The 20,856-nt window shown below is 61.8% G+C and carries 24 protein-coding genes and 2 tRNA genes; 11 read left to right on the forward strand and 15 right to left on the reverse strand.

The window, feature by feature from the left end:
- Position 1 precedes the first annotated feature (1 nt).
- Positions 2-550: an NADPH-dependent FMN reductase gene (locus Q4G24_RS11495; RefSeq protein WP_303366676.1), complete on the forward strand. Its 549-nt coding sequence runs from the start codon at positions 2-4 to the stop codon at positions 548-550.
- Here the strand turns inward: Q4G24_RS11495 and Q4G24_RS11500 are convergent.
- From Q4G24_RS11500 to Q4G24_RS11520, 5 genes are all read right to left on the reverse strand, one after another.
- Complete coding sequence (locus Q4G24_RS11500; RefSeq protein ID WP_303366677.1) at positions 547-1,002, reverse strand: BLUF domain-containing protein; 456 nt, start codon at positions 1,000-1,002, stop codon at positions 547-549. The genes Q4G24_RS11495 and Q4G24_RS11500 overlap by 4 nt on opposite strands.
- Positions 992-2,932 carry an RNA polymerase sigma factor RpoD gene (rpoD, locus tag Q4G24_RS11505; RefSeq protein WP_303366678.1) on the reverse strand — a complete coding sequence of 647 codons (1,941 nt, stop codon included), beginning with the start codon at positions 2,930-2,932 and terminating at the stop codon, positions 992-994. Before rpoD ends, Q4G24_RS11500 begins: the two co-directional genes overlap by 11 nt.
- A gap of 136 nt (positions 2,933-3,068) precedes the next feature.
- A complete protein-coding gene (gene dnaG, locus Q4G24_RS11510; RefSeq protein ID WP_303366679.1) occupies positions 3,069-4,970 on the reverse strand; it encodes a DNA primase in 1,902 nt (633 codons plus the stop codon).
- Between the two features lie 60 nt (positions 4,971-5,030).
- Positions 5,031-5,528, reverse strand: a complete 498-nt coding sequence (locus Q4G24_RS11515; RefSeq protein ID WP_303366699.1) for a peptidylprolyl isomerase — start codon at positions 5,526-5,528, stop codon at positions 5,031-5,033.
- 88 nt (positions 5,529-5,616) lie between these two features.
- The gene (locus Q4G24_RS11520) at positions 5,617-6,123 is read right to left on the reverse strand and encodes a peptidylprolyl isomerase (protein WP_303366680.1); all 507 of its coding nucleotides are present in this window, start codon (positions 6,121-6,123) and stop codon (positions 5,617-5,619) included.
- 170 nt (positions 6,124-6,293) lie between these two features.
- Here Q4G24_RS11520 and pgk point away from each other — a divergent pair, with 170 nt between their 5' ends.
- From pgk to Q4G24_RS11565, 9 genes are all read left to right on the forward strand, one after another.
- Positions 6,294-7,496, forward strand: coding sequence for a phosphoglycerate kinase (gene pgk, locus Q4G24_RS11525; protein WP_303366681.1), 1,203 nt, complete (start codon positions 6,294-6,296; stop codon positions 7,494-7,496).
- Between the two features lie 128 nt (positions 7,497-7,624).
- Positions 7,625-8,554, forward strand: a complete 930-nt coding sequence (locus Q4G24_RS11530) for a class I fructose-bisphosphate aldolase (protein ID WP_303366682.1) — start codon at positions 7,625-7,627, stop codon at positions 8,552-8,554.
- Between the two features lie 48 nt (positions 8,555-8,602).
- Positions 8,603-9,205, forward strand: coding sequence for a molybdenum cofactor guanylyltransferase MobA (gene mobA, locus Q4G24_RS11535; protein WP_303366683.1), 603 nt, complete (start codon positions 8,603-8,605; stop codon positions 9,203-9,205).
- 236 nt (positions 9,206-9,441) lie between these two features.
- Positions 9,442-9,780, forward strand: a complete 339-nt coding sequence (locus tag Q4G24_RS11540; protein WP_303366684.1) for an Arm DNA-binding domain-containing protein — start codon at positions 9,442-9,444, stop codon at positions 9,778-9,780.
- A 170-nt stretch (positions 9,781-9,950) separates the two neighbouring features.
- Entirely contained in the window at positions 9,951-10,616 is a 666-nt protein-coding gene (locus Q4G24_RS11545; protein WP_303366685.1) for a hypothetical protein, read from the forward strand.
- A 298-nt stretch (positions 10,617-10,914) separates the two neighbouring features.
- Positions 10,915-10,991 (forward strand) — tRNA-Arg (locus Q4G24_RS11550).
- Between the two features lie 193 nt (positions 10,992-11,184).
- Positions 11,185-11,261, forward strand: a tRNA-Arg gene (locus tag Q4G24_RS11555).
- A 131-nt stretch (positions 11,262-11,392) separates the two neighbouring features.
- Positions 11,393-11,974, forward strand: a complete 582-nt coding sequence (locus Q4G24_RS11560) for a hypothetical protein (protein ID WP_303366686.1) — start codon at positions 11,393-11,395, stop codon at positions 11,972-11,974.
- 29 nt (positions 11,975-12,003) lie between these two features.
- Entirely contained in the window at positions 12,004-12,321 is a 318-nt protein-coding gene (locus Q4G24_RS11565; protein WP_303366687.1) for a hypothetical protein, read from the forward strand.
- Here Q4G24_RS11565 and Q4G24_RS11570 read toward each other — a convergent pair.
- The 10 genes from Q4G24_RS11570 to napF form a co-directional block, all read right to left on the reverse strand.
- Positions 12,318-13,424 carry a DNA cytosine methyltransferase gene (locus Q4G24_RS11570; RefSeq protein ID WP_303366688.1) on the reverse strand — a complete coding sequence of 369 codons (1,107 nt, stop codon included), beginning with the start codon at positions 13,422-13,424 and terminating at the stop codon, positions 12,318-12,320. The genes Q4G24_RS11565 and Q4G24_RS11570 overlap by 4 nt on opposite strands.
- A gap of 66 nt (positions 13,425-13,490) precedes the next feature.
- Positions 13,491-13,673 carry a hypothetical protein gene (locus Q4G24_RS11575; RefSeq protein ID WP_303366689.1) on the reverse strand — a complete coding sequence of 61 codons (183 nt, stop codon included), beginning with the start codon at positions 13,671-13,673 and terminating at the stop codon, positions 13,491-13,493.
- Between the two features lie 211 nt (positions 13,674-13,884).
- The gene (locus Q4G24_RS11580) at positions 13,885-14,151 is read right to left on the reverse strand and encodes a hypothetical protein (RefSeq protein ID WP_303366690.1); all 267 of its coding nucleotides are present in this window, start codon (positions 14,149-14,151) and stop codon (positions 13,885-13,887) included.
- A gap of 13 nt (positions 14,152-14,164) precedes the next feature.
- Positions 14,165-14,860: a NapC/NirT family cytochrome c gene (locus Q4G24_RS11585; RefSeq protein ID WP_303366691.1), complete on the reverse strand. Its 696-nt coding sequence runs from the start codon at positions 14,858-14,860 to the stop codon at positions 14,165-14,167.
- Between the two features lie 13 nt (positions 14,861-14,873).
- Positions 14,874-15,317, reverse strand: a complete 444-nt coding sequence (locus Q4G24_RS11590) for a nitrate reductase cytochrome c-type subunit (RefSeq protein WP_303366692.1) — start codon at positions 15,315-15,317, stop codon at positions 14,874-14,876.
- Positions 15,318-15,338: 21 nt separating this feature from the next.
- A complete protein-coding gene (gene napH / locus Q4G24_RS11595) occupies positions 15,339-16,226 on the reverse strand; it encodes a quinol dehydrogenase ferredoxin subunit NapH (protein ID WP_303366693.1) in 888 nt (295 codons plus the stop codon).
- Entirely contained in the window at positions 16,223-17,071 is an 849-nt protein-coding gene (gene napG / locus Q4G24_RS11600; RefSeq protein ID WP_303366694.1) for a ferredoxin-type protein NapG, read from the reverse strand. Before napG ends, napH begins: the two co-directional genes overlap by 4 nt.
- A gap of 23 nt (positions 17,072-17,094) precedes the next feature.
- Positions 17,095-19,587, reverse strand: a complete 2,493-nt coding sequence (napA, locus tag Q4G24_RS11605) for a nitrate reductase catalytic subunit NapA (protein WP_303366695.1) — start codon at positions 19,585-19,587, stop codon at positions 17,095-17,097.
- Complete coding sequence (locus tag Q4G24_RS11610; protein WP_303366696.1) at positions 19,584-19,865, reverse strand: chaperone NapD; 282 nt, start codon at positions 19,863-19,865, stop codon at positions 19,584-19,586. The genes napA and Q4G24_RS11610 overlap by 4 nt, the downstream gene beginning before the upstream one ends.
- Positions 19,862-20,371 (reverse strand): ferredoxin-type protein NapF, encoded by a 510-nt coding sequence (gene napF, locus Q4G24_RS11615; RefSeq protein ID WP_303366697.1) that lies wholly within the window; start codon positions 20,369-20,371, stop codon positions 19,862-19,864. Before napF ends, Q4G24_RS11610 begins: the two co-directional genes overlap by 4 nt.
- 141 nt (positions 20,372-20,512) lie before the next feature.
- Between napF and Q4G24_RS11620 the strand changes: the two genes are divergently transcribed.
- Positions 20,513-20,856: hypothetical protein (locus Q4G24_RS11620; protein ID WP_303366698.1), on the forward strand; the 344-nt coding region annotated here is incomplete at its 3' end.

Consider the following 20,856-nt stretch of genomic DNA (forward strand, 5'->3'; position numbering starts at 1 on the left):
CATGACCAAGACCGTTGCCGTCCTGATCGGTTCGCTGCGCAAGGATTCGCTGAACCGGAAATTAGCCCAAGCCCTTGAAAAGCTGGCAAAGGGCAAGTTGGAGTTTGATTACATCGAACTGGCTGACCTGCCCCATTACAACGAAGATCTGTGGGACAATCCGCCCGCCTCGGTCGTGACCCTGAAAGAGCGGATCGGCACGGCTGACGGCGTTCTGTTCCTGACGCCGGAATATAACCGGCATTTTCCGGGCGTATTGAAAGACGCGCTGGACTGGGGCAGCCGCCCTTATGGCAACAACTCGTGGTCGGGCAAACCGGCGGCAGTCACCGGCACCTCGCCCGGTGCGATTGGGGCAGCGGTTGGTCAGGTGCAGTTGCGCAACGCCATACTGCATCTGAACATGCATGTGATGCAACAGCCGGAAGCCTATATCCAATGGCGTGATGAGGCTTTCGCCGCAGATGGCAGCATCACCGACGACGGCACCCGCAAGTTCCTGCAAGGCTTCATCGACGCCTTTGCCACCCATATCGGGAAAATCGGTTAAGCGGCCTGAGCCCGCATAAATGCCAGGATTTCGCGGGCAAAGCCTGCGGAATCCACCCCCGCGACGCCGCGTTGAGACACCCAGTCAAACAGCGTGTCCGGGTCAGCAATCCCAAAGCCCATGGACCAGTCAGGAAACTGGCGGCTCAACGCCTGCCCCTGCCACAGCACCTTGACGTTGCGGTGGCGCTGGTCGGCGCAAATCCGGCCCATCAGCGCCGTCAAAGCATCGCCCGGCCCTTCAAGCCATTGATAGAAACAGCCATCCTCAAGGTGCAGATAGCCGGTCAACCCGCCGTGCTGATTGTCACGACGGGCAACATAGATAATATTATCCACCTCGACCGCGCCCGGCTTCAGGTCGGTTTCGCTGCGATACAGCAGAAAAACCAGACCATCAGCCACGACGCCATGGCTGGCCAAGCCGCCATTACTGATCCCGTTACTGGTCAAGGAATGACCGCAGTTTGCGCGAACGCGAGGGGTGCTTCAACTTGCGCAACGCCTTGGCCTCGATCTGGCGGATGCGTTCGCGGGTGACGCTGAACTGCTGGCCGACCTCTTCCAGCGTGTGATCGGTGTTCATGCCGATGCCGAAACGCATGCGCAGCACCCGTTCTTCGCGGGGCGTCAGGCTGGCCAGAACGCGGGTCGTGGTTTCCTTCAGGTTTTCCTGAATGGCCGAATCCAGCGGCAGGACGGCGTTCTTGTCCTCGATGAAATCGCCAAGCTGGCTGTCTTCCTCGTCGCCAATCGGGGTTTCCAGCGAAATCGGTTCCTTGGCGATTTTCATCACCTTGCGGACCTTTTCCAGCGGCATTTGCAGCTTTTCGGCCAGTTCCTCGGGCGTGGGTTCGCGGCCGATTTCGTGCAGCATCTGCCGCCCCGTCCGCACCAGCTTGTTGATCGTCTCGATCATATGCACCGGGATGCGGATGGTGCGCGCCTGATCGGCGATCGAGCGCGTGATCGCCTGCCGGATCCACCAGGTCGCATAGGTGCTGAACTTATAGCCGCGGCGGTATTCGAACTTGTCCACCGCCTTCATCAGACCGATGTTACCTTCCTGAATAAGATCAAGGAATTGCAACCCGCGGTTGGTATATTTCTTGGCGATCGAGATCACCAGCCGCAGATTGGCCTCGACCATTTCCTTCTTGGCCTGCCGCGCCTCTTTCTCGCCGCGCTGGACCTGATTCACGATGCGGCGGAACTCCTCGATGTCCACGCCGACGTGCTGGCCGATGCGGGCCATGTCGTGACGGTTCTTCTCGACATGCTCGCGCGATTTCTCGAACAAAGCCTGCCAGCCGCGCCCTTTGTTGCCCGACATGCGGTCGATCCAGGTCGGATCAAGCTCCGAGCCGCGATAGGCGTCGATAAACTCGCGCCGGTTAATGCGGGCAGCGTCGGCCAGCTTGACCATGGCCGAATCAATGCTGACGATGCTGCGGTTGATGCCGTAAAGCTGATCGACCAGCGCCTCGATCCGGTTGTTGTGCAGGTGCAATTCGTTCACCAGATCAACGATTTTCTGGCGCAGCACCTGATAGGCTTTTTCCTCTTTGGCGGTAAAGCGGCCATCCTCGTTCAATGTCGCGGACATGCGCTGGTCCTGCATATCAGCCAGTTGCTCATAGCCCATGGCGATGGCTTCCAGCGTCTCCAGAACCTTGGGTTTCAGGCTGGCTTCCATCGCGGCCAGCGACAGGTTGGCACCTTCGTCCTCGTCCTCGTCATCCTCGCCAGCGGGCGGTGCTGCGGCCGGGGCCTCCTCGGCCTCTGGTTCGTCCAGCTCGACCTCCTCGCCCTCCTCATCCTCCATCGACTGACCAAAGGTGGTTTCAAGGTCGATCACGTCGCGCAGCAGGATGTCTTCATCCAACAATTCCTGACGCCACATGGTAATGGCCTTGAATGTCAGGGGGCTTTCGCACAGCCCGGAAATCATCGTGTTGCGGCCAGCCTCGATCCGCTTGGCGATGGCGATTTCGCCCTCGCGCGAGAGCAGTTCGACGCTGCCCATCTCACGCAGATACATGCGCACCGGATCATCGGTGCGGTCCAGCTTTTCGGTCGTGGCACTCGCCAGCGCCACATCGCGGGTGCCGGTGTTGACCGGGACCAGTTCGCCCGCGCTTTCCTGTTCGGCCTCGTCCTCATCCTCGACGACGTTAATGCCCATTTCGGACAGCATCGACATGACGTCTTCGATCTGCTCGCTGCTGACCTGTTCAGGCGGCAGCACGCGGTTCAACTGGTCATAGGTGATAAAGCCGCGTTCCCGCGCCTCAGCGATCATTTTCTTGACCGCAGCCGCGCTCATGTCCAGCGAGTGACCATCGTCCTCGGTATCCGGCTTGTTGTCGTCGTCCTTGGCCATGTGCGGCTCCTTCAGGCGGGTGATTCGCGGGGCAGCGAATCACTTGGCGATTCGGTGGATTTTTAGCGTTTACGGCGTGGCTGTCAAAGCCCGGACGCCGCGTGATTCGCAACTGATTCGTTTCGGGCGAACGGGGTCAGGCCCCGCCCTTGCGCCAGATCTGCGCATCCAGCTTGGCTTTCAGGCTGGCCGCCAGCGCCTCGTGATCCTCACCAAGATCGCTGGTATCATCCATATCGGGATGCTCGGCACGCTGCCGGGCGCGGGCAAGCTGGCTCATACGCCAGGTCAGACCCTCATCGGCAAGGCCGGCAATCTCGGCCTCGGCACGGGCCAGCCCCTGACGGGCGGCACGCCGGGCTTCCAGCCGGTCCAGCGCGTTTTCCACGATGGTCAAAGCCGTGTCCTCGTCGTTGATGATGGCGGTGCTGGACACATGGGGATCGGCCCGCAGCCGTTCAAGAGCGCGCCCCCCGGCCTCGCAACTTGTCGCGGTCAGCAGATCGTGAACCAGCGCCGCGCGGTCTGGGTCTTGCGGCTCCAGCCGCTCCAGCCGCGATTCAAGCCGGGCAATCAGCACCTGATGCCGGGCGCAGAGCATCAGCACCACCGCCTCCAGCAACGTATCGCCCACATCCCCCGTCACCAGCGCCGACGCCCGTGTCTGTGGCGCGGCACCTTCGTTTCGGCGGTTCCGCAGACCGGGGGTAAAGCGCCCGCGCCCGGCCCCGCTACCGGCCCCACCACCTGCGCCGCCGCTGAACATCTCCCAGCGTTTGCGCTTGAGTTCCTGCGCATAGTGATTGCGCGTAGTTTCATCGGGGATTTTTGCAATTGCCTGACGCAGCGCATGGTCCAGCGCGGCGCGGCGCTCGGGGCTGTCAAACACCTTACCTTCAGTTTCGCGCGACCACAGCAGATCGACCAGAGGCCGCGCCTGCGCCAGCAGCACCGCCATCGCCCCCGCACCGTGGTCGCGGATCAGGTCGTCGGGGTCTTGCCCGGCGGGCAGGGTCACGAAACGCAGCGCCTGCCCTGGCCCGCTCATGGGCAGAGCCATGTCGATCAGCCGCAGCGCGGCGCGTTGTCCCGCCGCGTCGCCGTCCAGCATAATCACCGGTTCGGGCGAGATGCGCCACATCAGTTGCAACTGACTGTCGGTGATCGCGGTGCCAAGAGGCGCGACCGCGCCTTCAAACCCGGCGCGGACAAGGGCAATCACGTCCATATACCCTTCGGCCACAATCAGCGGCGCGCCCTTGGCCACCGCCGCCCGCGCCGGACCAAGGTTGTAAAGGTTGCGCCCCTTGTCGAAGATTGGCGTTTCCGGGCTGTTGAGATATTTCGCCCGCGCGTTCGGGTCCATCGCCCGACCGCCAAAAGCAATGGCCCGCCCCCGCCCGTCGCGGATCGGGTAAATGATCCGACCCCGGAAACGGTCATAAGGTTCGCCACCGTCATCGGGCTTGGCGGCAAGGCCGGATTCGACGATCAGCGCCGCCTCCAGTCCCTTGTCGCGCAGCGCCCGAAACAGGGCGTGGCGGTCATTGGGGGCAAAGCCGATCTCGAACCGCTCCAGCGCCGCCGCATCCAGCCCGCGCCGGGCCAGATAGTCCCGCGCCTCTGCCGCCGCTGCGGTGGAAAGCTGCATCCGAAACCAGCGCACCGCCTGTTCGGTCGCATCCACCAGCGTGGCGCGGCGGTCGGCGCGTTGCGCCTCGGCAGGGTCGCGCTCGGGCAGGGTCAGGCCAGCCTCATTAGCGAGCAGGCGGACGGCCTCCATGAACTCCATCCCGTCGGCATCGCGCAGAAAACCAAAGACGTCGCCCTTGGCGTGGCAGCCAAAACAGTAATAAAACCCCTTTTGGTCGTCGCAGTGAAAACTGGCCGATTTTTCCTGATGGAAGGGGCAAGGCGCCCACCAATCCCCCCGCGCCTGATTCGACTTGCGCAGATCCCATGTGACTTTGCGGCCCACGATCCGGCTGATCGGGACGCGGGCGCGGATGTCATCAAGGAAAGACGGCGGCAAACTCATGCCCGCCAATATCGGTGCTGCGGGCGATATTGAAAAGGGGGCGTCTCCGCCCCCCTTCGCTTATTCCTGAATCGTGACCTTCAGCATATAATCGGGCCGGTCCACCGCGCCATTCGCGGCAGGGTCGCCCTTTTTGATGCTGTTCAGCACGTCCCAGCCGTCAACCAACTGACCAACAACGGTATATTGCCCGTCAAGGAAGGTTGCCGGAGCCAGGTCGATAAAGAACTGGCTGTTGGCGCTGTTGGGATCTTGCGACCGCGCCATGCCGACAGTGCCTTTCTGGAAGGACACGTCATTGAACTCGGCCCGCAGGTCGGGCAGGTCGGAACCGCCCATCCCGGCCATGGCGGTATCGCCACCCTGGCGACCATATTGCACGTCGCCGGTCTGCGCCATGAAACCGTCGATCACGCGATGGAACACGACGCCATCGTATTTCCCTTCACGCGCCAGCGTGACCAGCCGTTCGACATGGTTCGGGGCCTTGTCAGCGTAAAGGTCCAGAACGATCTTGCCCTTGGCGGTGCCGGCAGCATCGGCCACCTCGATCACCATATTCGGGCCGGGACCGTCGGTGACACCGGGCAGCCCCTCGGCCTGCGCGGCAATTGCGGACAAAGCAAATACGGAAACGGCCAGCAGATTACGCATCAGCAGCCACCTTGACCGAGATCATCCGGTCCGGCGACGCGGGTGGCTCGCCGCGCATGATCTTGTCCACGAATTCCATCCCCGAGATCACCCGGCCATAGACGGTATATTGCCCATTCAGGAAGTGGTTATCCTTGAAATTGATGAAAAACTGGCTGTTGGCACTGTTCGGGTTCATCGACCGCGCCGCGCCAAGCGTGCCACGGTCATGCGGCAGTTTCGAGAACTCGGCCGGCAGATCCGGCAGGTCGGAACCGCCGGTCCCGGCGCGGGACGGGTTCCAGCCCTGCTCCATATTGGCATGTTCCACATCGCCGGTCTGCGCCATGAAACCGTCGATCACGCGATGGAAGGCCACATTGTCATATTTCCCGGCGCGGGCCAGCTCTTTCATGCGCTCGGCATGTTTGGGGGCGACATCGGGCAGCAGCTCGATAACCACGGGGCCGTCCTTCAGCTCGATGATGATGGTGTTTTCAGGGTCTTTGATCTCGGCCATGGGGGCCTCCTGTTATGCTATTCCGCTTGGCGCGGCAGGCTAAACGCCGCTTGCCGGGAAAGCAACGCCCCTGCCCCGGTCATATTTCCGCGAATTAACGCTTAGTTGACCTCGCCGCGATGATCCGCGACAAATCGGGCCAAACGGGACTTTGCGAAAGGATACCCCCGATGGCCGATTTCAACACCATCGACGACATGGACATGAACGGCAAGGTCGTTCTGGTCCGTGTGGACATCAATGTGCCGGTCGAGAATGGCCGCGTGACCGACGCCACCCGCATCGAAAAGATCGTCCCGACCGTCAAGGACATTCAGGCCAACGGCGGTATCCCGGTTCTGCTGGCCCATTTCGGTCGCCCCAAGGGGCAGGCCGTCCCCGCCATGTCGCTGCGGCAAGCGGTTCCGGCGCTGGAAACCGCGCTGGGTCAGCCCGTCACCTTTATCGAAGATTGCGTCGGCGGTGTGGCAAAGCGCGGCGTCGCGGCCCTGCAACCCGGTGACGTGGCGCTGCTGGAAAACACCCGCTTCCACCCCGAGGAGGAGGCCAACGACCCGACCTTCGCCGCCTCGATTGCCGCACTTGGGCAGATCTATGTGAACGATGCGTTTTCTGCCGCCCACCGCGCCCATGCCTCGACCGAGGGCGTTGCCCATCTGCTGCCCGCCGCCGCCGGCCGTCTGATGGAGGAGGAACTCAAGGCGCTGGACGCCGCGCTTGGCAACCCGCAGCGCCCGGTGACGGCGGTGGTCGGCGGGGCCAAGGTCTCGACCAAGCTGGAGCTGCTGGCCAACCTGATCGAAAAGGTGGACCATCTGGTAATCGGCGGCGGCATGGCCAACACCTTCCTGGTCGCACAAGGGATCGAGGTCGGAAAATCGCTGGCCGAACGCGATATGGCCGACACCGCCCGCGAGATTCTGGCCAAAGCCGAGGGCGCGGGCTGCACCATCCACCTGCCCCGCGATGTCGTCACCGCACAAGAGTTCAAAGCCGGGGCTGCGTCGCAGACTGTTCCCGCTGACCAATGCCCGGCGGATGCGATGATCCTTGACGCCGGTCCGCAGACGGTTCAGGCGATCGACACCGTTTTCACCAATTCCAAAACGCTGATCTGGAACGGCCCGCTTGGCGCGTTCGAGATCCCGTCCTTTGACACCGCCACCAACGCCGCGGCACAAGCAGCGGCGGCGCTGACCCGCGACGGCAAGCTGATCTCGGTCGCGGGCGGCGGCGATACCGTCGCGGCGCTGAACAAGGCGGGCGTTGCTGGGGATTTCACCTTTATCTCGACCGCAGGCGGCGCCTTTCTGGAATGGATGGAGGGCAAAGAGCTGCCCGGCGTCACCGCCCTGCGCGCCTCGAAACGCTGACCGACAAAGACCCGGCCCTGCGCCGGGTCTTTCCTTAACCGCGCTACAGTTGGCGCTATCACCATTGCGACGCGGGTCTGATCTGCTAAACCCGCGGCAATCCAAACCGAACAGCCGGAGATCCGAGCATGAAAATGACCGATACCGTTCGCAAGATCCTTTCCAATTACGAAGGCGAAAATCCGGGCGTAAAGGGCAACCTTGCGCGGATGCTGATGCAAGGCAAACTCGGCGGCACCGGCAAGATGATTATCCTGCCCGTCGATCAGGGTTTTGAACATGGCCCGGCCCGCAGCTTTGCGCCGAACCCGGCTGGCTATGACCCGCATTACCACTATCAACTGGCCATCGACGCGGGGCTGAGCGCCTATGCCGCACCGCTGGGTTCGCTGGAGGCTGGTGCCGATACCTTTGCCGGGCAGATCCCCACGATCCTGAAATGCAACAGCGCCAACAGCCTGATGTCGGACACGGCGGGCAAGAATCAGGCCGTGACGGCGACGGTTCAGGACGCGCTGCGCCTTGGCTGCTCGGCCATTGGTTTCACCATCTATCCGGGTTCCGACATGGCGCTGGATATGTTCGAGGAAATCCGCGAACTGCGCGCCGAGGCCGCCTCGGTCGGTATCCCGACGGTGCTGTGGTCCTATCCGCGCGGTGAAGCGATCAGCAAGGACGGTGAAACCGCCATCGACATCGCCGCCTATGCCGCCCATATGGCCGCGCTGCTGGGGGCGCATATCATCAAGATCAAGCTGTCCACCGACCATCTGGAGCTGCCCGAGGCGAAAAAGGTCTATCTGGACAAGCAGATCGACGTGGCGACCCAAGCCGCACGCGTGAAGCATTGCATGGACGCCAGCTTCGCTGGCCGCCGCATCGTGGTGTTCTCGGGCGGGGCCAGCAAAGGTGCCGATGCGGTTTATGACGACGCCCGCGCAATCCGCGACGGTGGCGGCAACGGCTCGATCATCGGCCGCAACAGCTTCCAGCGGTCGCGCGAGGAGGCTCTGGAGCTGCTGAACAAACTGACCGACATCTATCTGGGCAAGGCGTAAGCCAGCCCCGAAAGGCCCCGCCACCCGCGGGGCCTTTCCTCATCAGCCATGACCCCAATCCCTGCCATGATCCTCGCCGGAGGCCGCGCAACCCGCATGGGCGGCGGCGACAAGGGCCTGCGTCTGCTGAACGGTCAGCCGCTGATTGCCCATGTCATCACCCGGCTGACCCCGCAATGCGGCCCGTTGGCGATCAACGCGAATGGCGACCCGGCACGGCTGGAGCATCTCGGCCTGCCAATCCAGCCCGACAGCATCCCCGGCCAGCCCGGCCCGCTGGCGGGCATCCTTGCCGCGATGGATTGGGCTGCCGGCCTTGGCGCAGCCGCCGTTGTGACCGCCGCCGCCGACACGCCCTTCCTGCCGCTTGACCTGATCCCCCGCCTGCAAGCCGCAGGTCCGCTGGCCATCGCTGCCTCGCCCGACGACAGCGGCCAATTGCGCTTTCATCCGACCTTTGGTCTCTGGCCCACGCATCTGCGCGACGACCTGCGCCGTGCCATCGCCAACGGCACCCGCCGTCCGCGCCTCTGGGCCGACCCGCATGGACTGCAACTGGTCCACTTTGACAGCCAGCCTCTTGACCCGTTCTTCAACATCAACACCCCCGACGATCTGGCCCGCGCCGAACGCCTGTCATCTTCTGTCTGAAAATATCCCCGCCGGAGGCAAACCACCTTCCCGCTTGCACCACGCCCAACAATCGCGCAAAGACAGGGTAGCGGTCCCGTAGCTCAACTGGATAGAGCAGCCGACTTCTAATCAGATCATCCGGCCTTCCTGATCATCGCTGACGGTGGGATTACCTAACAAAATCAGCACCTTCTGTTGATCAGACCCGCCGTTGGGTGCCATGCAATTGCATAGTCGATTGCATGGAGGCCGCTATGGCAACGCAAGAAATGACCTTCACCAAAGGCGCGCTCGACAAGGCCGCGCACGAAGGCGGGCAGGCAACACGGTATCGCGACGCCCGCTATCCGAACCTCTACTTGGAAGTCGGCACGCGCTCGAAGACGTGGCGCTATCGCAAGTTCTGGAAGGGTCAGAACTTCACCGAGACCCTTGGAACTTGGCCGAACATGGGTGTGATTGAAGCGGCCCAGACCGCAGCCGAGATCAACCAGCGCGTTGAGGAAACAGGCATCACGCGCCACGATGAAGGCATCATCGACGCGGAAACGAAGGTCTTTGTCAGGAAGCGGCGCATTTCACGCGCGGCCTGACCTCCACCTTGTTCTTCCCGTCCTCCACCTAGTTCTCGTGTTTTGGAAGCCCCCTCAAGGACTTATCGTTCACCTACTGGCGAGCGGTGCTTCGCGTTTCTCTCTGGTGAAATGAGAGCGGCGGGCAAGCTCGGAACTGCCCGCCGTTCGCATTTGAGAGAGGACCGAAGATGCCTGACGATACGACAGCCGCGCTGCAAGCGCTCATCGCCCAAGTCACCAGCCTGACCCAGACAGTGACAGCCCAGCAAAAGCGGCTCGACGACCTGCACGCCTTCAACGGCAAGGTGCTGGACGAGAAGAAAGAAGCGGCCCGCGAAAAGGAAACAGCGCTGTCCTCCGTGGACAAGCTGCTCGCCCAGCTTGAAGCCGATCAGCGCGAACGGGCCTTGAAGGCCGCGAACTTCACGCGCGATGCCACGGGCAAGTTGATCTTGGCCGGTTCGCAACAGGAACCCGGCGTCTATTTGTCCCGCGAGGATGCCCGGAATCCGATCAAGTACCGCGAGGCGAAGCAGGAAGCCGAGAAACGCGGCGTGCCTCTGCGCGTGATCGAAGCCAGCGAAGATCCGACGCGGCGCAACACGGGCCAGTCGGAAATCATGAAATCGACCGTCTTCACCTTCGACGACGAGCATGAACGCGTCCGGTATGTGCGGGCCGACATGCAGACCGGCACAGGCATCGTGCATCGGCGTTTGCAGGCCGAGAAGGAGGGCTACAAGGTGCGCACGTTCCGCAGCTTGGATGATCTCCCCGGCCACATGCAGGACAAGTTCCGTCGCATGGAAATGGCCGCAAACGCCGAGGGCAACAATGCTGAACCTGACGCCTGAGGAACAGGCCTGCCTTGAGTGGGTCTATCGTTCTGCGACGGATGCGATGGGCAAACTTGTCTTCGTGTCAGAGACCGGGCAAGTCTGGGCGCGCGGTGAGCAGTTCTTCCTAGACCCCAACAGTACTTTTCATGGCTGGATCGCTCTGCTCGCGCAGGCGGCTGAATGTCACCTGGCTGGGATGAAGCCGGGCGAGCAGCGCCGCAACCTCCTCACGGCTGGTGTGCGGGAATGGACAACGAGGGTTGGCGCGAACGCCTTGCCCAGAAGCCGCTTGTCGTTTAAACGTCGAGTCTCCGGCCTCGTAGCACAACTGGATAGTGCAGCCGCCTTCTAAGCGGCAGGTTCCGCGTTCGAGTCGCGGCAAGGTCGCCATTGTTCAATTGCATCGCAATTGCATAATGTCAAAACAGGCGGTAGAAAACGCTTAGAAACTAAGTGGTTAGGCCAAGAGACCAGTGGCCCTCTAAGTCCCGGCTCTGGCGCAGGAAACGGGTGGGGAAACAACACACTAGGGGGAGGGTGCGGCGTTGCGAACCGTTTTCCGAACCGCTATCAGAGGAATCACGGCCCCGTAGCTCAACTGGATAGAGCAAGTGACTTCTAATCACTAGGTTGGGCGTTCGAGTCGTCCCGGGGTCGCCATCCACTCCTTCACAATCAAGCCAACCTGCTGTATCCCTTGACCATTCCGGTTTTGGTGGGGGATTGGGTTTGGCGCTTCATGATGATGTTCTAGCACTGCGCAACGCGCGGATTGCGGCGGGCGGTGCAGGGTGCTGACCGACATTGCATCCGCCTTCGGCGTGGCGAAGAAGAAGTATGACGAGGGCGGCAACGCGCTGGCTGAGACGATTTTGGTCGGGGCGCGCTGCCTTGTCGCTCTCAACAGCCACGCAACGCTTCGGCCCTTCGGAATGTTCGCTGGCCCGCCAAGGATTGAGTATTGGGTTGCTGACGACAAAGGAGCGCTCAGCCGCCCTTACCGTCCCGACCTTTTCATTGCTAACGTCAAGGACTTCAACGAGGAGGCGCGGGCCTTTGCGGAGGAACTGCGGGCGGGGAAGTCCGACCCAGACCGCTTTGACCGTGTTGTCTACACCACCGTGTCAGCTTTCTGCCTGTGCTACGATGTTTGGAAGCCCAAGAGCAGGAAAACTCCGGGAACCTTCTTTGAGGTGATGATGGCGTCCGCCGCGCGCGTCCGGTTCCCCGGGCTGGCCCTGACCAAACACATTCCGATCAAGGACCTCTCCCCGTGGCGGCAACAGCGGATGCGCTTGTGGACGTGTCTGGCGAAGAAGGCGACGCAGTGGAGACCTACCGGGACGATTCAGTCTCAACCGACCTCGTGCTGACCAACCCAAAAACCGGGAAGGGCGCGATTGTGCCCATGAAGATCACGACGCGGGAGCGGATTGTGCAGCCCTTCGCTCACCAGCGCATCCTTGACTCCGCCTACCCCGGACAATTTGGCAGTTTCCTCGCCTGCATTAGCGAAGTGCAGCGCGACGACAACACCGGGACGGTGAAGCAAATTTGCGTCCCGGGCACCGTCGCGCTTTTCCAGAAGCACCTGTCAAAGCTCAACGGGCTCTACTACTGCGACATTCCGGTTCGGTATGCGCGGCCTGATCTTGGGTCCGTGATAGACGTTAAGCCCATCCACTGCCTGTTTGACGACATGGCAGCTCACTTGGGCTAGATCAGCGCAAGCTGGGCGGGGGCACCCAACTCCCGCACGGCGCGCGTTCCCGACTGGGAAACACGCTCTCCATCAAAGGCCCTGATGATCGCCTGCCCGGCGGCACGGGCCAGCGGCGGCGGAACTGCATTTCCAATCTGGGTCCGCACGTCCATCCGGTTGCCTAAGAATTGGAAGTCATCCGGGAAGCCCTGCAAGCGCGCGGCCTCCCGAGGCGTGATGGCACGATGCTGTTCGGGGTGGCCATAACGGCCACGGGTGAAGCTGTCAAAGCCCACCGTGATCGTCGGGCAAAGCCCATCCCAGCGGAGCCGCCCATACACATCGGGCCAGCCACCCTTCTTCACATCGGTCACTTGGTGGCAAGGCAGCCGCAGGTCCCACGGAATATCCTGCCAGCCCCCGCCTTGAGGGACGTGCGAAAACCGTTCCTCGTTCAACTTGGTGATCTTGCACTTCTGATGGTTGGGGATTGAGGCATGTTCTGAATAATCGTCGGGCGGCGGCGGGAGGTCTGCGATCACGTCGCGCACCGTCGCACGGCTGTTGGAGTGCATCAGGACGGGGCGGCTTGCCTGCAAATCGTCGCGCAAGCCAATCATGATGAACCTGCTCCGTGTCTGGGCCAATCCGAAGTCGGAGGAACAGACCTGAAAGCAGTGAACCCGATAGCTGGCAAGAATTGCGCCCATCTCTTGGATCAAGGCCGCGCCCCGCTTCTGCCCAAAGATTGCGACATTCTCAAAGAGGAACGCGCGTGGCATCATCTCGTTTGTCAGCCGGGCAAATTCCAGCACAAGGCGGTTGCGGAGGTCGTCAAGTGCCGCAGCGCCACGCCGTTGCTTGGAAAAGCCTTGGCAAGGCGGTCCACCGGAAAAGACGTCAAGCTCCCCCCGCTTGAGCCCGGCCCGGCTTAACAGGTCTGCCCCCTTCGCCTCAATTGCATCAAGGACCATCGCATGAGGCCCCAGATTGTGCGTGTGGGTCTTGATGTGGGCCGGAACGATGTCAAACGACATTCGCACGTCAAAGCCTGCATCCCGGAGGCCCAGCGCCATGCCCCCCGCTCCACAGAATGACTCGATTGCCGTCAGTTGTTTCATTGATTCTTCCACTTGTGCATTCTTTGTTGTTTGCCACAAAATCTGCCCCTCCTGCCACCCATGTTCTCAAGCCGCCGCTGCCCGCACCGCCGCGCCGTGGTCGATCTTGCGCCAGTGGGCGGGGTCGCGCACGAGGTCGGAGAGGGCCAGCAGGAGCGCGGCCCAGTGCAGGACCCAGTAGAACGGCAGCAGGAATGCAAGCCACACCGGGAGCCCAGACCGGAGTGCAGAGGCACCCTTGATCCGCATGGCCGTTCATCGCAATGGCGAAGTCCCCCAAATTGCGGGGCCTTCTAAGCTATGTTGTAGCCCGAATTGACCAGCGAACCGGCTATTCCAAAGCGCCCGACATCAACAATCCCGGCCCGCTGGAAAGGTGCGTCACCTGCCGCATTTCTGCACACTCTCGCGGACTGGCAGCACCACTTCCACAAGGAACCGGAGACCACCCTCTCACCCGTCAGACCAGCGCCCCCTTGCGCCGGATAAGGCAGCCCAGAATACCAAAGGCCACGCCGACCACAACCGCGACCACAAAGGTCAGGGTCGTGGTTTCAGGCAGGTTCAGGTCGTAGAACATCAGCACATGCCCGATGCCAACGATCCCGCCCGCAATGGCAGCGATGATCCAGTTGCGGGTCATCATCCCCAAAGCCAGCCCCAGAATCCCCGGCAGACCGATCACATTGCTGCCAAGCGTCCCCAGAAAATCAAGAAATCCCAACATCCTGCGCCTCCTGTCAGTTCGATGAACGGTTCAGCCACGACTGCACCGCCGCGACATCAGTGTCACCGAGCGGGGCCGACGTCTGCGCCAGTTCGTCCACGACGCGGCGGTATTCCTCAAGATAGCCGGGGGCCAGACGGTGCGCGATGCCCTGATGACAGTCGATGCAAGTCATGCTGTTATCCACTGCCTGCTGATGCGCGGTCGCAGCCCGGCGTTCCTGCATGGTGAAATCCATATATTCGAACGCATGGCAATTGCGACATTCGCGGCTGTCGGAAGCCTTCATCTTGCGCCAGACGGCGGCGGACATGGCCAGCCGGTGTTCTTCGTATTTTTCCGGCGTGGAAATGGTGCCTGCGATCTCGTGATAGACATCCTTGACGGCCATGATCTTGGCCTTGATCTTGTGCGACCATTCATGCGGGACGTGACAATCGGAACAGATCGCACGCACGCCAGAATGGTTATTATAGTGGACAGTCTCACGATATTCGCCCAGATTCACCTCCATCGTGTGACAAGAGGTGCAGAATTCCTCGGTATTGGTCGCCTCAAGCGACCAGTGAAAACCGCCCCAGAACAGGATACCGCCAAGAAAACCCGCAATCAGCAAGAACCCCACGCTGAGAACCGAGGTCGGGCTCCAGAAGCCATCCCATAGTCTGCGCAGGAAGCCGCGTTTGGGTGTGCCGTTCGAGTCCGCCATTGCTGTGTCCCCCTTAATTCGAGATATTGGACGGGCGGAAATCGTTGCGCACCAGATCGGGCGCATTCGCCTGCGGGACGTGGCAGGCGTTGCAGAACCAGCGCGTGCCTGCGACCGTATCCATCTGACCGCCATCACGGTTCTGGTAATGCGTCATCGACAGAGTAGGTGCGCCACGATCGCCTGCATTGGTCCAGTCATGGCAGGCCAGACACTGATTGGTGCGCAGGTCAATCTGATACTGTTCAATGGAATGCGGCGTCAGCGGCGGTTGCTGGCGGTAATTGCGCGAAATGCGCCCCTCGACCTGCTGATAGGTATTGTCCGGCGGCAGGGTCTGATCCAGCGCGGTGCCGCCGCGCAGGCTGCGCACTTCGTTCGAGCTTTGCGCAGCGGCGACCCCAAAGGAAAACACAAGGGTCAGCGCGGAAATTCCGGCAAGGATAGGCAGCTTCATCTTGGTCCTCCGTTTCAGGTTTCAGGCCGCTTCTTTCGACGGCGGGGTGATGCGGTTGTCAAAGCGATGGGTGAAGTTAAAGACATCGACCGAACATACGTCGATACAACGTCCGCAATTGGTGCAGTCGGGCGACAGGATCAGCGGCGTTTGCCCCGGCTTGCCGCGTAATGCCGGGGAAATCACCTGATTTTCGGGACAGACGGCAAAGCAGTCCATGCAGTCGTCGCAGGCCGCCCGGTTGGCGGCGCTGACACGGATCAGGCTTTTCGTGCCAATCAGGCCATAGAATGCGCCGACCGGGCAAAGATGCCCGCACCAGCCGCGCCGGGCGACCAGCAGATCGAACAGGAACACGATGGCGACGATGCCCCAAGCAAAGCCCATCCCGAACACCAGCCCGCGATGCACCATCGTGACCGGGTTCACCAGTTCCCAGGCGATCATGCCCGTCAGCGCCGATACCGCCAGCGCCGCGCCCAATATCCAGAACCGGGTGCTGCGCTTGGGTTGCCAGCCTTTTTGCAGGCCAAGGCGGTCATGCAGCCAATGCGCGGCATCCGTCACCGGGTTGATCGGGCAGACCCATGAACAATAGACCCGCCCGCCGATCACCGCATAAACCACCAACACGATCACCGCGCCGATGATCGCTGTCAGTTCCGGCCAGTGTCCGGCAATAATGGTTTGCAGAAGGATCAGTGGATCGGTCAGCGGCAGCACGTCCAGCGTGCGCGACCCGGCCAGATTTCCCGCCACCCACCAGATGCCGAACCACGGTCCCAGCAGGAACAGGGCCAGAAAAAACGCCTGACTGACGCGGCGCAGGATCAGGAAACGATGTGCACCGATCCAGCCTTTTGCCTCGATTGCCTCGGCACCGATAGGGGCTTGGGTGGTCGGTTTCATTGGCCTGCCCCCGGCAATTGGAATGTGGGCTTGAACGCGCCCCCGCCCCCGGCTTCGGGGTTCAGCGCCGGGTCTAAAGACGGCAGGGCGGGCGCACCTTCGGGCAGGCGGGCGGGCAGGCCCTGAATCCCCTCCACCACGGGACCGCCAAGACGTTCCTGTTCCTCCCAGCCTTTCAGGTAATGTTCCGCCGATGATCCGCGCGCCAGCCGCACGGGCAAGACCTTGATCGCCGCTTCGGGCAGGACACAGCTTTTCTCGCACAACCCGCAGCCGGTGCAATGTTCGGCATAGACGGTGGGCGCAAAAATCGCATGATGGCCCGAGCGGCTGTTGTGCGACATTTCCAGCGTGATCGCTTTGTCAATCACTGGGCAGACGCGATAGCAGACGTCACAGCGCAGCCCCAGAAAGTTGAGACAGTTTTCCTGATCGACCAGAACCGCCGTCCCCATCCGGGCGTCGTCGATGTTGGTCAGCGCGGGGTCAAGCGCGCCGGTCGGGCAAGCCGCGACGCAAGGAATATCGTCGCACATCTCGCAAGGAACATCGCGGGCGGTGAAATAGGGTGTGCCGGTCGCCGGGCCATCCGCGCCCAGTTCCGCCAGTTTCAGCGTGTCATAGGGGCAGTCACGCACACACAGGCCACAGCGGATGCAGGCAGCCAGAAAATCGCTTTCGGCCAGCACACCGGGCGGGCGCAGTGCATCCGCCGGTAAGGCCCGCGCGTCACGTGCCAGCCATGCCAGACCGGCACCCGCCACCACACAACCGCCCGCCATCCGGGCGGTATCCATCAGGAACCGCCGACGGTTGGGCGAAAGAGGGGTGAGTGCGGCTGGCATGGCTGGCTGCTGTCACTCGCGGGTCAGGCCCGTTCGACCTTACAGGCGCATTTCTTGAAATCCGCCTCCTTGGAAATCGGGCAGGTCGCGTCCAGCGTCAGCTTGTTGATGAGCTGGCTTTCGTCAAAGAACGGCACGAACACCAGCCCGCGCGGCACCTTGTTGCGACCCCGCGTTTCCAGACGGCTGAGCATCTCACCCCGCGGGCTGGAAATGCGGATTTCCTGACCACGCCGCAGACCGCGCGCCTGCGCATCCTCGGGGTGCATATAGACCACCGCCGACGGAAAAGCCCGGTGCAATTCCGGCACGCGCCGCGTCATCGACCCCGAATGCCAGTGTTCCAGCACGCGGCCGGTGCAAAGCCACAGGTCGAATTCCGCGTTCGGGGCCTCGGCCGGTTCCTCGTAGGGGGCAAAGATGATCTTGGCCTTTTTGTCGGGGTAGCCATAGAACTGCACCTCGGACCCGGCCTCGACATAGGGGTCGTAACCTTCGCGGAACCGATACAGCGTTTCCTTGCCGTCCACGACAGGCCAGCGCAATCCGCGCGCCTGATGATAGGTTTCGAACGGCGCAAGGTCATGGGCATGGCCGCGACCGAACTGGGCATATTCCTCGAACAGGCCCTTATGCACATAGAACCCGAAATGATGGCTTTCCTGATTGTCAAAGCCTTCGGCCACCTCGCTGACGGGGAATTTGTCAACGGTGCCATTGGCGAACAGCACCTCGAACAGCGTTTTCCCGGCCAGTTCCGGCTTTTTCGCGATCAGATCGGCGGGCCAGACCTCCTCGACGGTGAAACGCTTGGAAAACTCCATCACCTGCCACACGTCGGAACGCGCCTCTCCGGGCGGCATGACCTGCTGGCGCCAGAACTGAGTGCGGCGTTCGGCGTTGCCATAGGCACCCTCTTTTTCCACCCACATCGCAGTCGGCAGGATCAGGTCGGCGGCCATGGCGGTCACGGTCGGGTAAGGGTCCGACACGACGATAAAGTTCGCCGGGTTGCGATAGCCGGGCAGACCTTCCTGATCCATGTTCGGGGCGGCCTGCATGTTGTTGGTGCATTGCACCCAATAGGCGTTCAGCACCCCGTCCTTCAGCATCCGGTGCTGCTGCACGGCATGGAAACCGACCTTTCCCGGGATCGTGCCGTCGGGGATGTTCCACAGCTTTTCGGTATGGCGGCGGTGTTCTTCGTTCGTGACCACCATATCGGCGGGCAGACGGTGCGAGAACGTCCCCACTTCGCGCGCAGTCCCACAGGCCGAGGGCTGCCCGGTCAGCGAAAACGGCGAGTTACCCGGCTCCGAGATCTTCCCGGTCAGCAGGTGGACGTTATAGGCCAGAGAGTTGACCCAGGTGCCGCGCGTGTGCTGGTTGAAACCCATGGTCCACAGCGACATGACCTTGCGGTTCGGATCGGCATATTGCTGCGCCAGCCGTTCAAGCTGATGCGCGGGCACGCCCGACAGCTCAGCGGTCTTTTCCAGCGTATATTCCGCAACCGATGCGGCGTATTCGTCGAAATCAATCGGGGTCAGCGTGCCGTCATTGGGGTTCGCCGCCTGCAACTGCAACTCGTTCTCGTCGCGCAGCCCGTAGCCAATGTCGGTCGCGGTCTTGGTCAGGTTGACGTGCTTTTCGAGGAAGTCCCAGTTTACCGCGTCATTCTGGATGATGTAATTGGCGATATAGTTCAGGATCGCCAGATCAGTCTGCGGCACGAAGACCATGCCATTATCGGCCAGCTCAAAGCTGCGATGCTCATAGGTGGACAGGACGTGGACCTCGCAGCCCGGCTTGGTCAGGCGGGTGTCAGTCAGACGCGACCACAGGATCGGGTGCATCTCGGCCATGTTGCTGCCCCACAGCACGAAAGTATCGGCGGCCTCGAAATCATCGTAACAACCCATCGGCTCGTCAATGCCGAAGGTGCGCATGAAGCCTGCCACGGCAGAGGCCATGCAGTGCCGCGCGTTCGGGTCGATGTTGTTCGACCGCAGCCCCGCCTTCATGAACTTGGACGCGGCATAACCATCCCAGATGGTCCACTGGCCGGAACCGAACATGCCGACGGCCTCGGGGCCTTTGTCGCGCAGCGCGGCCTTCCATTTTTCGGCCATGATGTCAAAGGCTTCGTCCCAGCTTACGGGTTCAAATTCGCCGTTCTTGTCGAACACGCCGTTCCGCTTGCGCAGCAGGGGCGTGGTTAGGCGGTCGTCGCCATACATGATCTTGGACAGGAAATAGCCCTTGATGCAGTTCAGGCCCCGGTTCACCGGCGCATCCGGGTCGCCCTGCGTGGCCACGACGCGGCCATCCTTGGTGCCGACCAGAACCGAACAGCCGGTGCCGCAGAACCGGCAGGGCGCCTTGTCCCAGCGGATGTCCGGGGTGGCGACCTGCGCAGCGGCTTGCCCGGTCAGCATCGGGATACCAGCGGCAGCGGCCGTGCTGGCGGCGGCGGTGGCTTTCAGGAAAGTGCGGCGGGATTCCGAAACGGTCATGCGACAGTCCTCCGGCTGGTATGTCTGGCGTGAGGGGCGGTTTGAGACAGGTCTTCAAAGTGGTGATAGTTCAGCGTGACGGACAGCACGCCGGGAATCTGATGCAGCGCCATGATGATTTCAGACGCGCGTTGATCGGGCGTATCCTCGACCACGACGACCATGCGTCCGGCATCGTCGGCGGCATGGATTTCAACGCCCGCCATCGTTTCCATCGTCGCGCGTGCCGCATCTGTCGCAGCAGGCATAACATGGACAAGGCATCCGCAGATATTCATGGCTCAACCTTTTCTGGTTCGCGCTGTTGGCGGACGAAACCGATGGCAAGAGACGGGCAGATGCTGGCACAAGCACCGCAGCCAGTGCATTGACCAAAGTCAATGGCGGGCATGGATCGCCCGCCCGTGGCCAGCCTGAACCGGATGGCATCAGGTTCGCAGGCATCCTCGCAGGTGCGGCAGAATACGCCCTGCATCGACAGGCAACCATCCGATACCGTTGCACGCCACGGCCAGTCCACTGGTGCTTCGGGATCAAGCGCACCCGAGGGGCAGGCTCGCGCGCAGTCGCCGCAAAAAGTGCATTCTCCACGCGTCAGATCGACCACCGGGCGGCGGTCCTCGTCAAAGCGGATGATCCGCTGGGGACAGGCGACGATGCATTCTCCACAGCCGTTGCACAGATCGGCCATCGTTGCCACGGCCTGCGGCGGACGCATCACATCCCGGTCCAGCCGCTGAAAGCGACCCCGCAGAAAATTGCGCCGACCCTGCGCCCCCGTCATAACGTCCCCTGCCTCTGACATCGCGGCCACCGCCGCAAATGATGCGAAATCTCCAATGCTGAAACAGGCGGCTCGAATCAGCGCACCGACAATCCGGTGGATTGATGCGCGCAACCTTCGCCGGAAAGTGACACGACGAACATGATCTGGATCAAATTTCAGGCAGGCGCCATTTCAAGTGTCACCATTGGGATGGCGGTGCAGTCCGCTGGCAAACGGACAAGGATACCCGCTAAGCTGTTCCGGCGGGCGATCATGGTGCGTTTGAAGACCATGCGGATTATTGTGAACGGTCTACAGAGGAAATTGATTGAACTTACGATGTGCCTTAAAATTTACCGACGGCTATGGCAGGATAGAAAAGTCATGTTTGCGCGACCCATGCAGGGTGGAGGCCTATCAAAGTCCTTCAATGGATCAATCATATCTGTTGACCTGCCCCCCTTTGTTCCCTCGTTTATAACGAGAGTCTGCGGGTTTTATTT

The sequence above is a fragment of the Paracoccus sp. (in: a-proteobacteria) genome (assembly GCF_030538695.1).
In the GTDB taxonomy this organism is placed as follows: domain Bacteria; phylum Pseudomonadota; class Alphaproteobacteria; order Rhodobacterales; family Rhodobacteraceae; genus Paracoccus.

Excerpts from the sequence above, each read along its gene's own strand:
- Q4G24_RS11495 (WP_303366676.1), top strand. The coding sequence starts at position 2 with ATGACCAAGACCGTTGCCGTCCTGATCGGTTCGCTGCGCAAGGATTCG.
- rpoD (WP_303366678.1), bottom strand. The coding sequence starts at position 2,932 with ATGGCCAAGGACGACGACAACAAGCCGGATACCGAGGACGATGGTCAC.
- dnaG (WP_303366679.1), bottom strand. The coding sequence starts at position 4,970 with ATGAGTTTGCCGCCGTCTTTCCTTGATGACATCCGCGCCCGCGTCCCG.
- Q4G24_RS11515 (WP_303366699.1), bottom strand. The coding sequence starts at position 5,528 with ATGGTGATCGAGGTGGCCGATGCTGCCGGCACCGCCAAGGGCAAGATC.
- Q4G24_RS11520 (WP_303366680.1), bottom strand. The coding sequence starts at position 6,123 with ATGGCCGAGATCAAAGACCCTGAAAACACCATCATCATCGAGCTGAAG.
- pgk (WP_303366681.1), top strand. The coding sequence starts at position 6,294 with ATGGCCGATTTCAACACCATCGACGACATGGACATGAACGGCAAGGTC.
- Q4G24_RS11530 (WP_303366682.1), top strand. The coding sequence starts at position 7,625 with ATGAAAATGACCGATACCGTTCGCAAGATCCTTTCCAATTACGAAGGC.
- mobA (WP_303366683.1), top strand. The coding sequence starts at position 8,603 with ATGACCCCAATCCCTGCCATGATCCTCGCCGGAGGCCGCGCAACCCGC.
- Q4G24_RS11540 (WP_303366684.1), top strand. The coding sequence starts at position 9,442 with ATGGCAACGCAAGAAATGACCTTCACCAAAGGCGCGCTCGACAAGGCC.
- Q4G24_RS11545 (WP_303366685.1), top strand. The coding sequence starts at position 9,951 with ATGCCTGACGATACGACAGCCGCGCTGCAAGCGCTCATCGCCCAAGTC.
- Q4G24_RS11570 (WP_303366688.1), bottom strand. The coding sequence starts at position 13,424 with ATGAAACAACTGACGGCAATCGAGTCATTCTGTGGAGCGGGGGGCATG.
- Q4G24_RS11575 (WP_303366689.1), bottom strand. The coding sequence starts at position 13,673 with ATGCGGATCAAGGGTGCCTCTGCACTCCGGTCTGGGCTCCCGGTGTGG.
- Q4G24_RS11580 (WP_303366690.1), bottom strand. The coding sequence starts at position 14,151 with ATGTTGGGATTTCTTGATTTTCTGGGGACGCTTGGCAGCAATGTGATC.
- Q4G24_RS11585 (WP_303366691.1), bottom strand. The coding sequence starts at position 14,860 with ATGGCGGACTCGAACGGCACACCCAAACGCGGCTTCCTGCGCAGACTA.
- Q4G24_RS11590 (WP_303366692.1), bottom strand. The coding sequence starts at position 15,317 with ATGAAGCTGCCTATCCTTGCCGGAATTTCCGCGCTGACCCTTGTGTTT.
- napH (WP_303366693.1), bottom strand. The coding sequence starts at position 16,226 with ATGAAACCGACCACCCAAGCCCCTATCGGTGCCGAGGCAATCGAGGCA.
- napG (WP_303366694.1), bottom strand. The coding sequence starts at position 17,071 with ATGCCAGCCGCACTCACCCCTCTTTCGCCCAACCGTCGGCGGTTCCTG.
- napA (WP_303366695.1), bottom strand. The coding sequence starts at position 19,587 with ATGACCGTTTCGGAATCCCGCCGCACTTTCCTGAAAGCCACCGCCGCC.
- Q4G24_RS11610 (WP_303366696.1), bottom strand. The coding sequence starts at position 19,865 with ATGAATATCTGCGGATGCCTTGTCCATGTTATGCCTGCTGCGACAGAT.
- napF (WP_303366697.1), bottom strand. The coding sequence starts at position 20,371 with ATGACGGGGGCGCAGGGTCGGCGCAATTTTCTGCGGGGTCGCTTTCAG.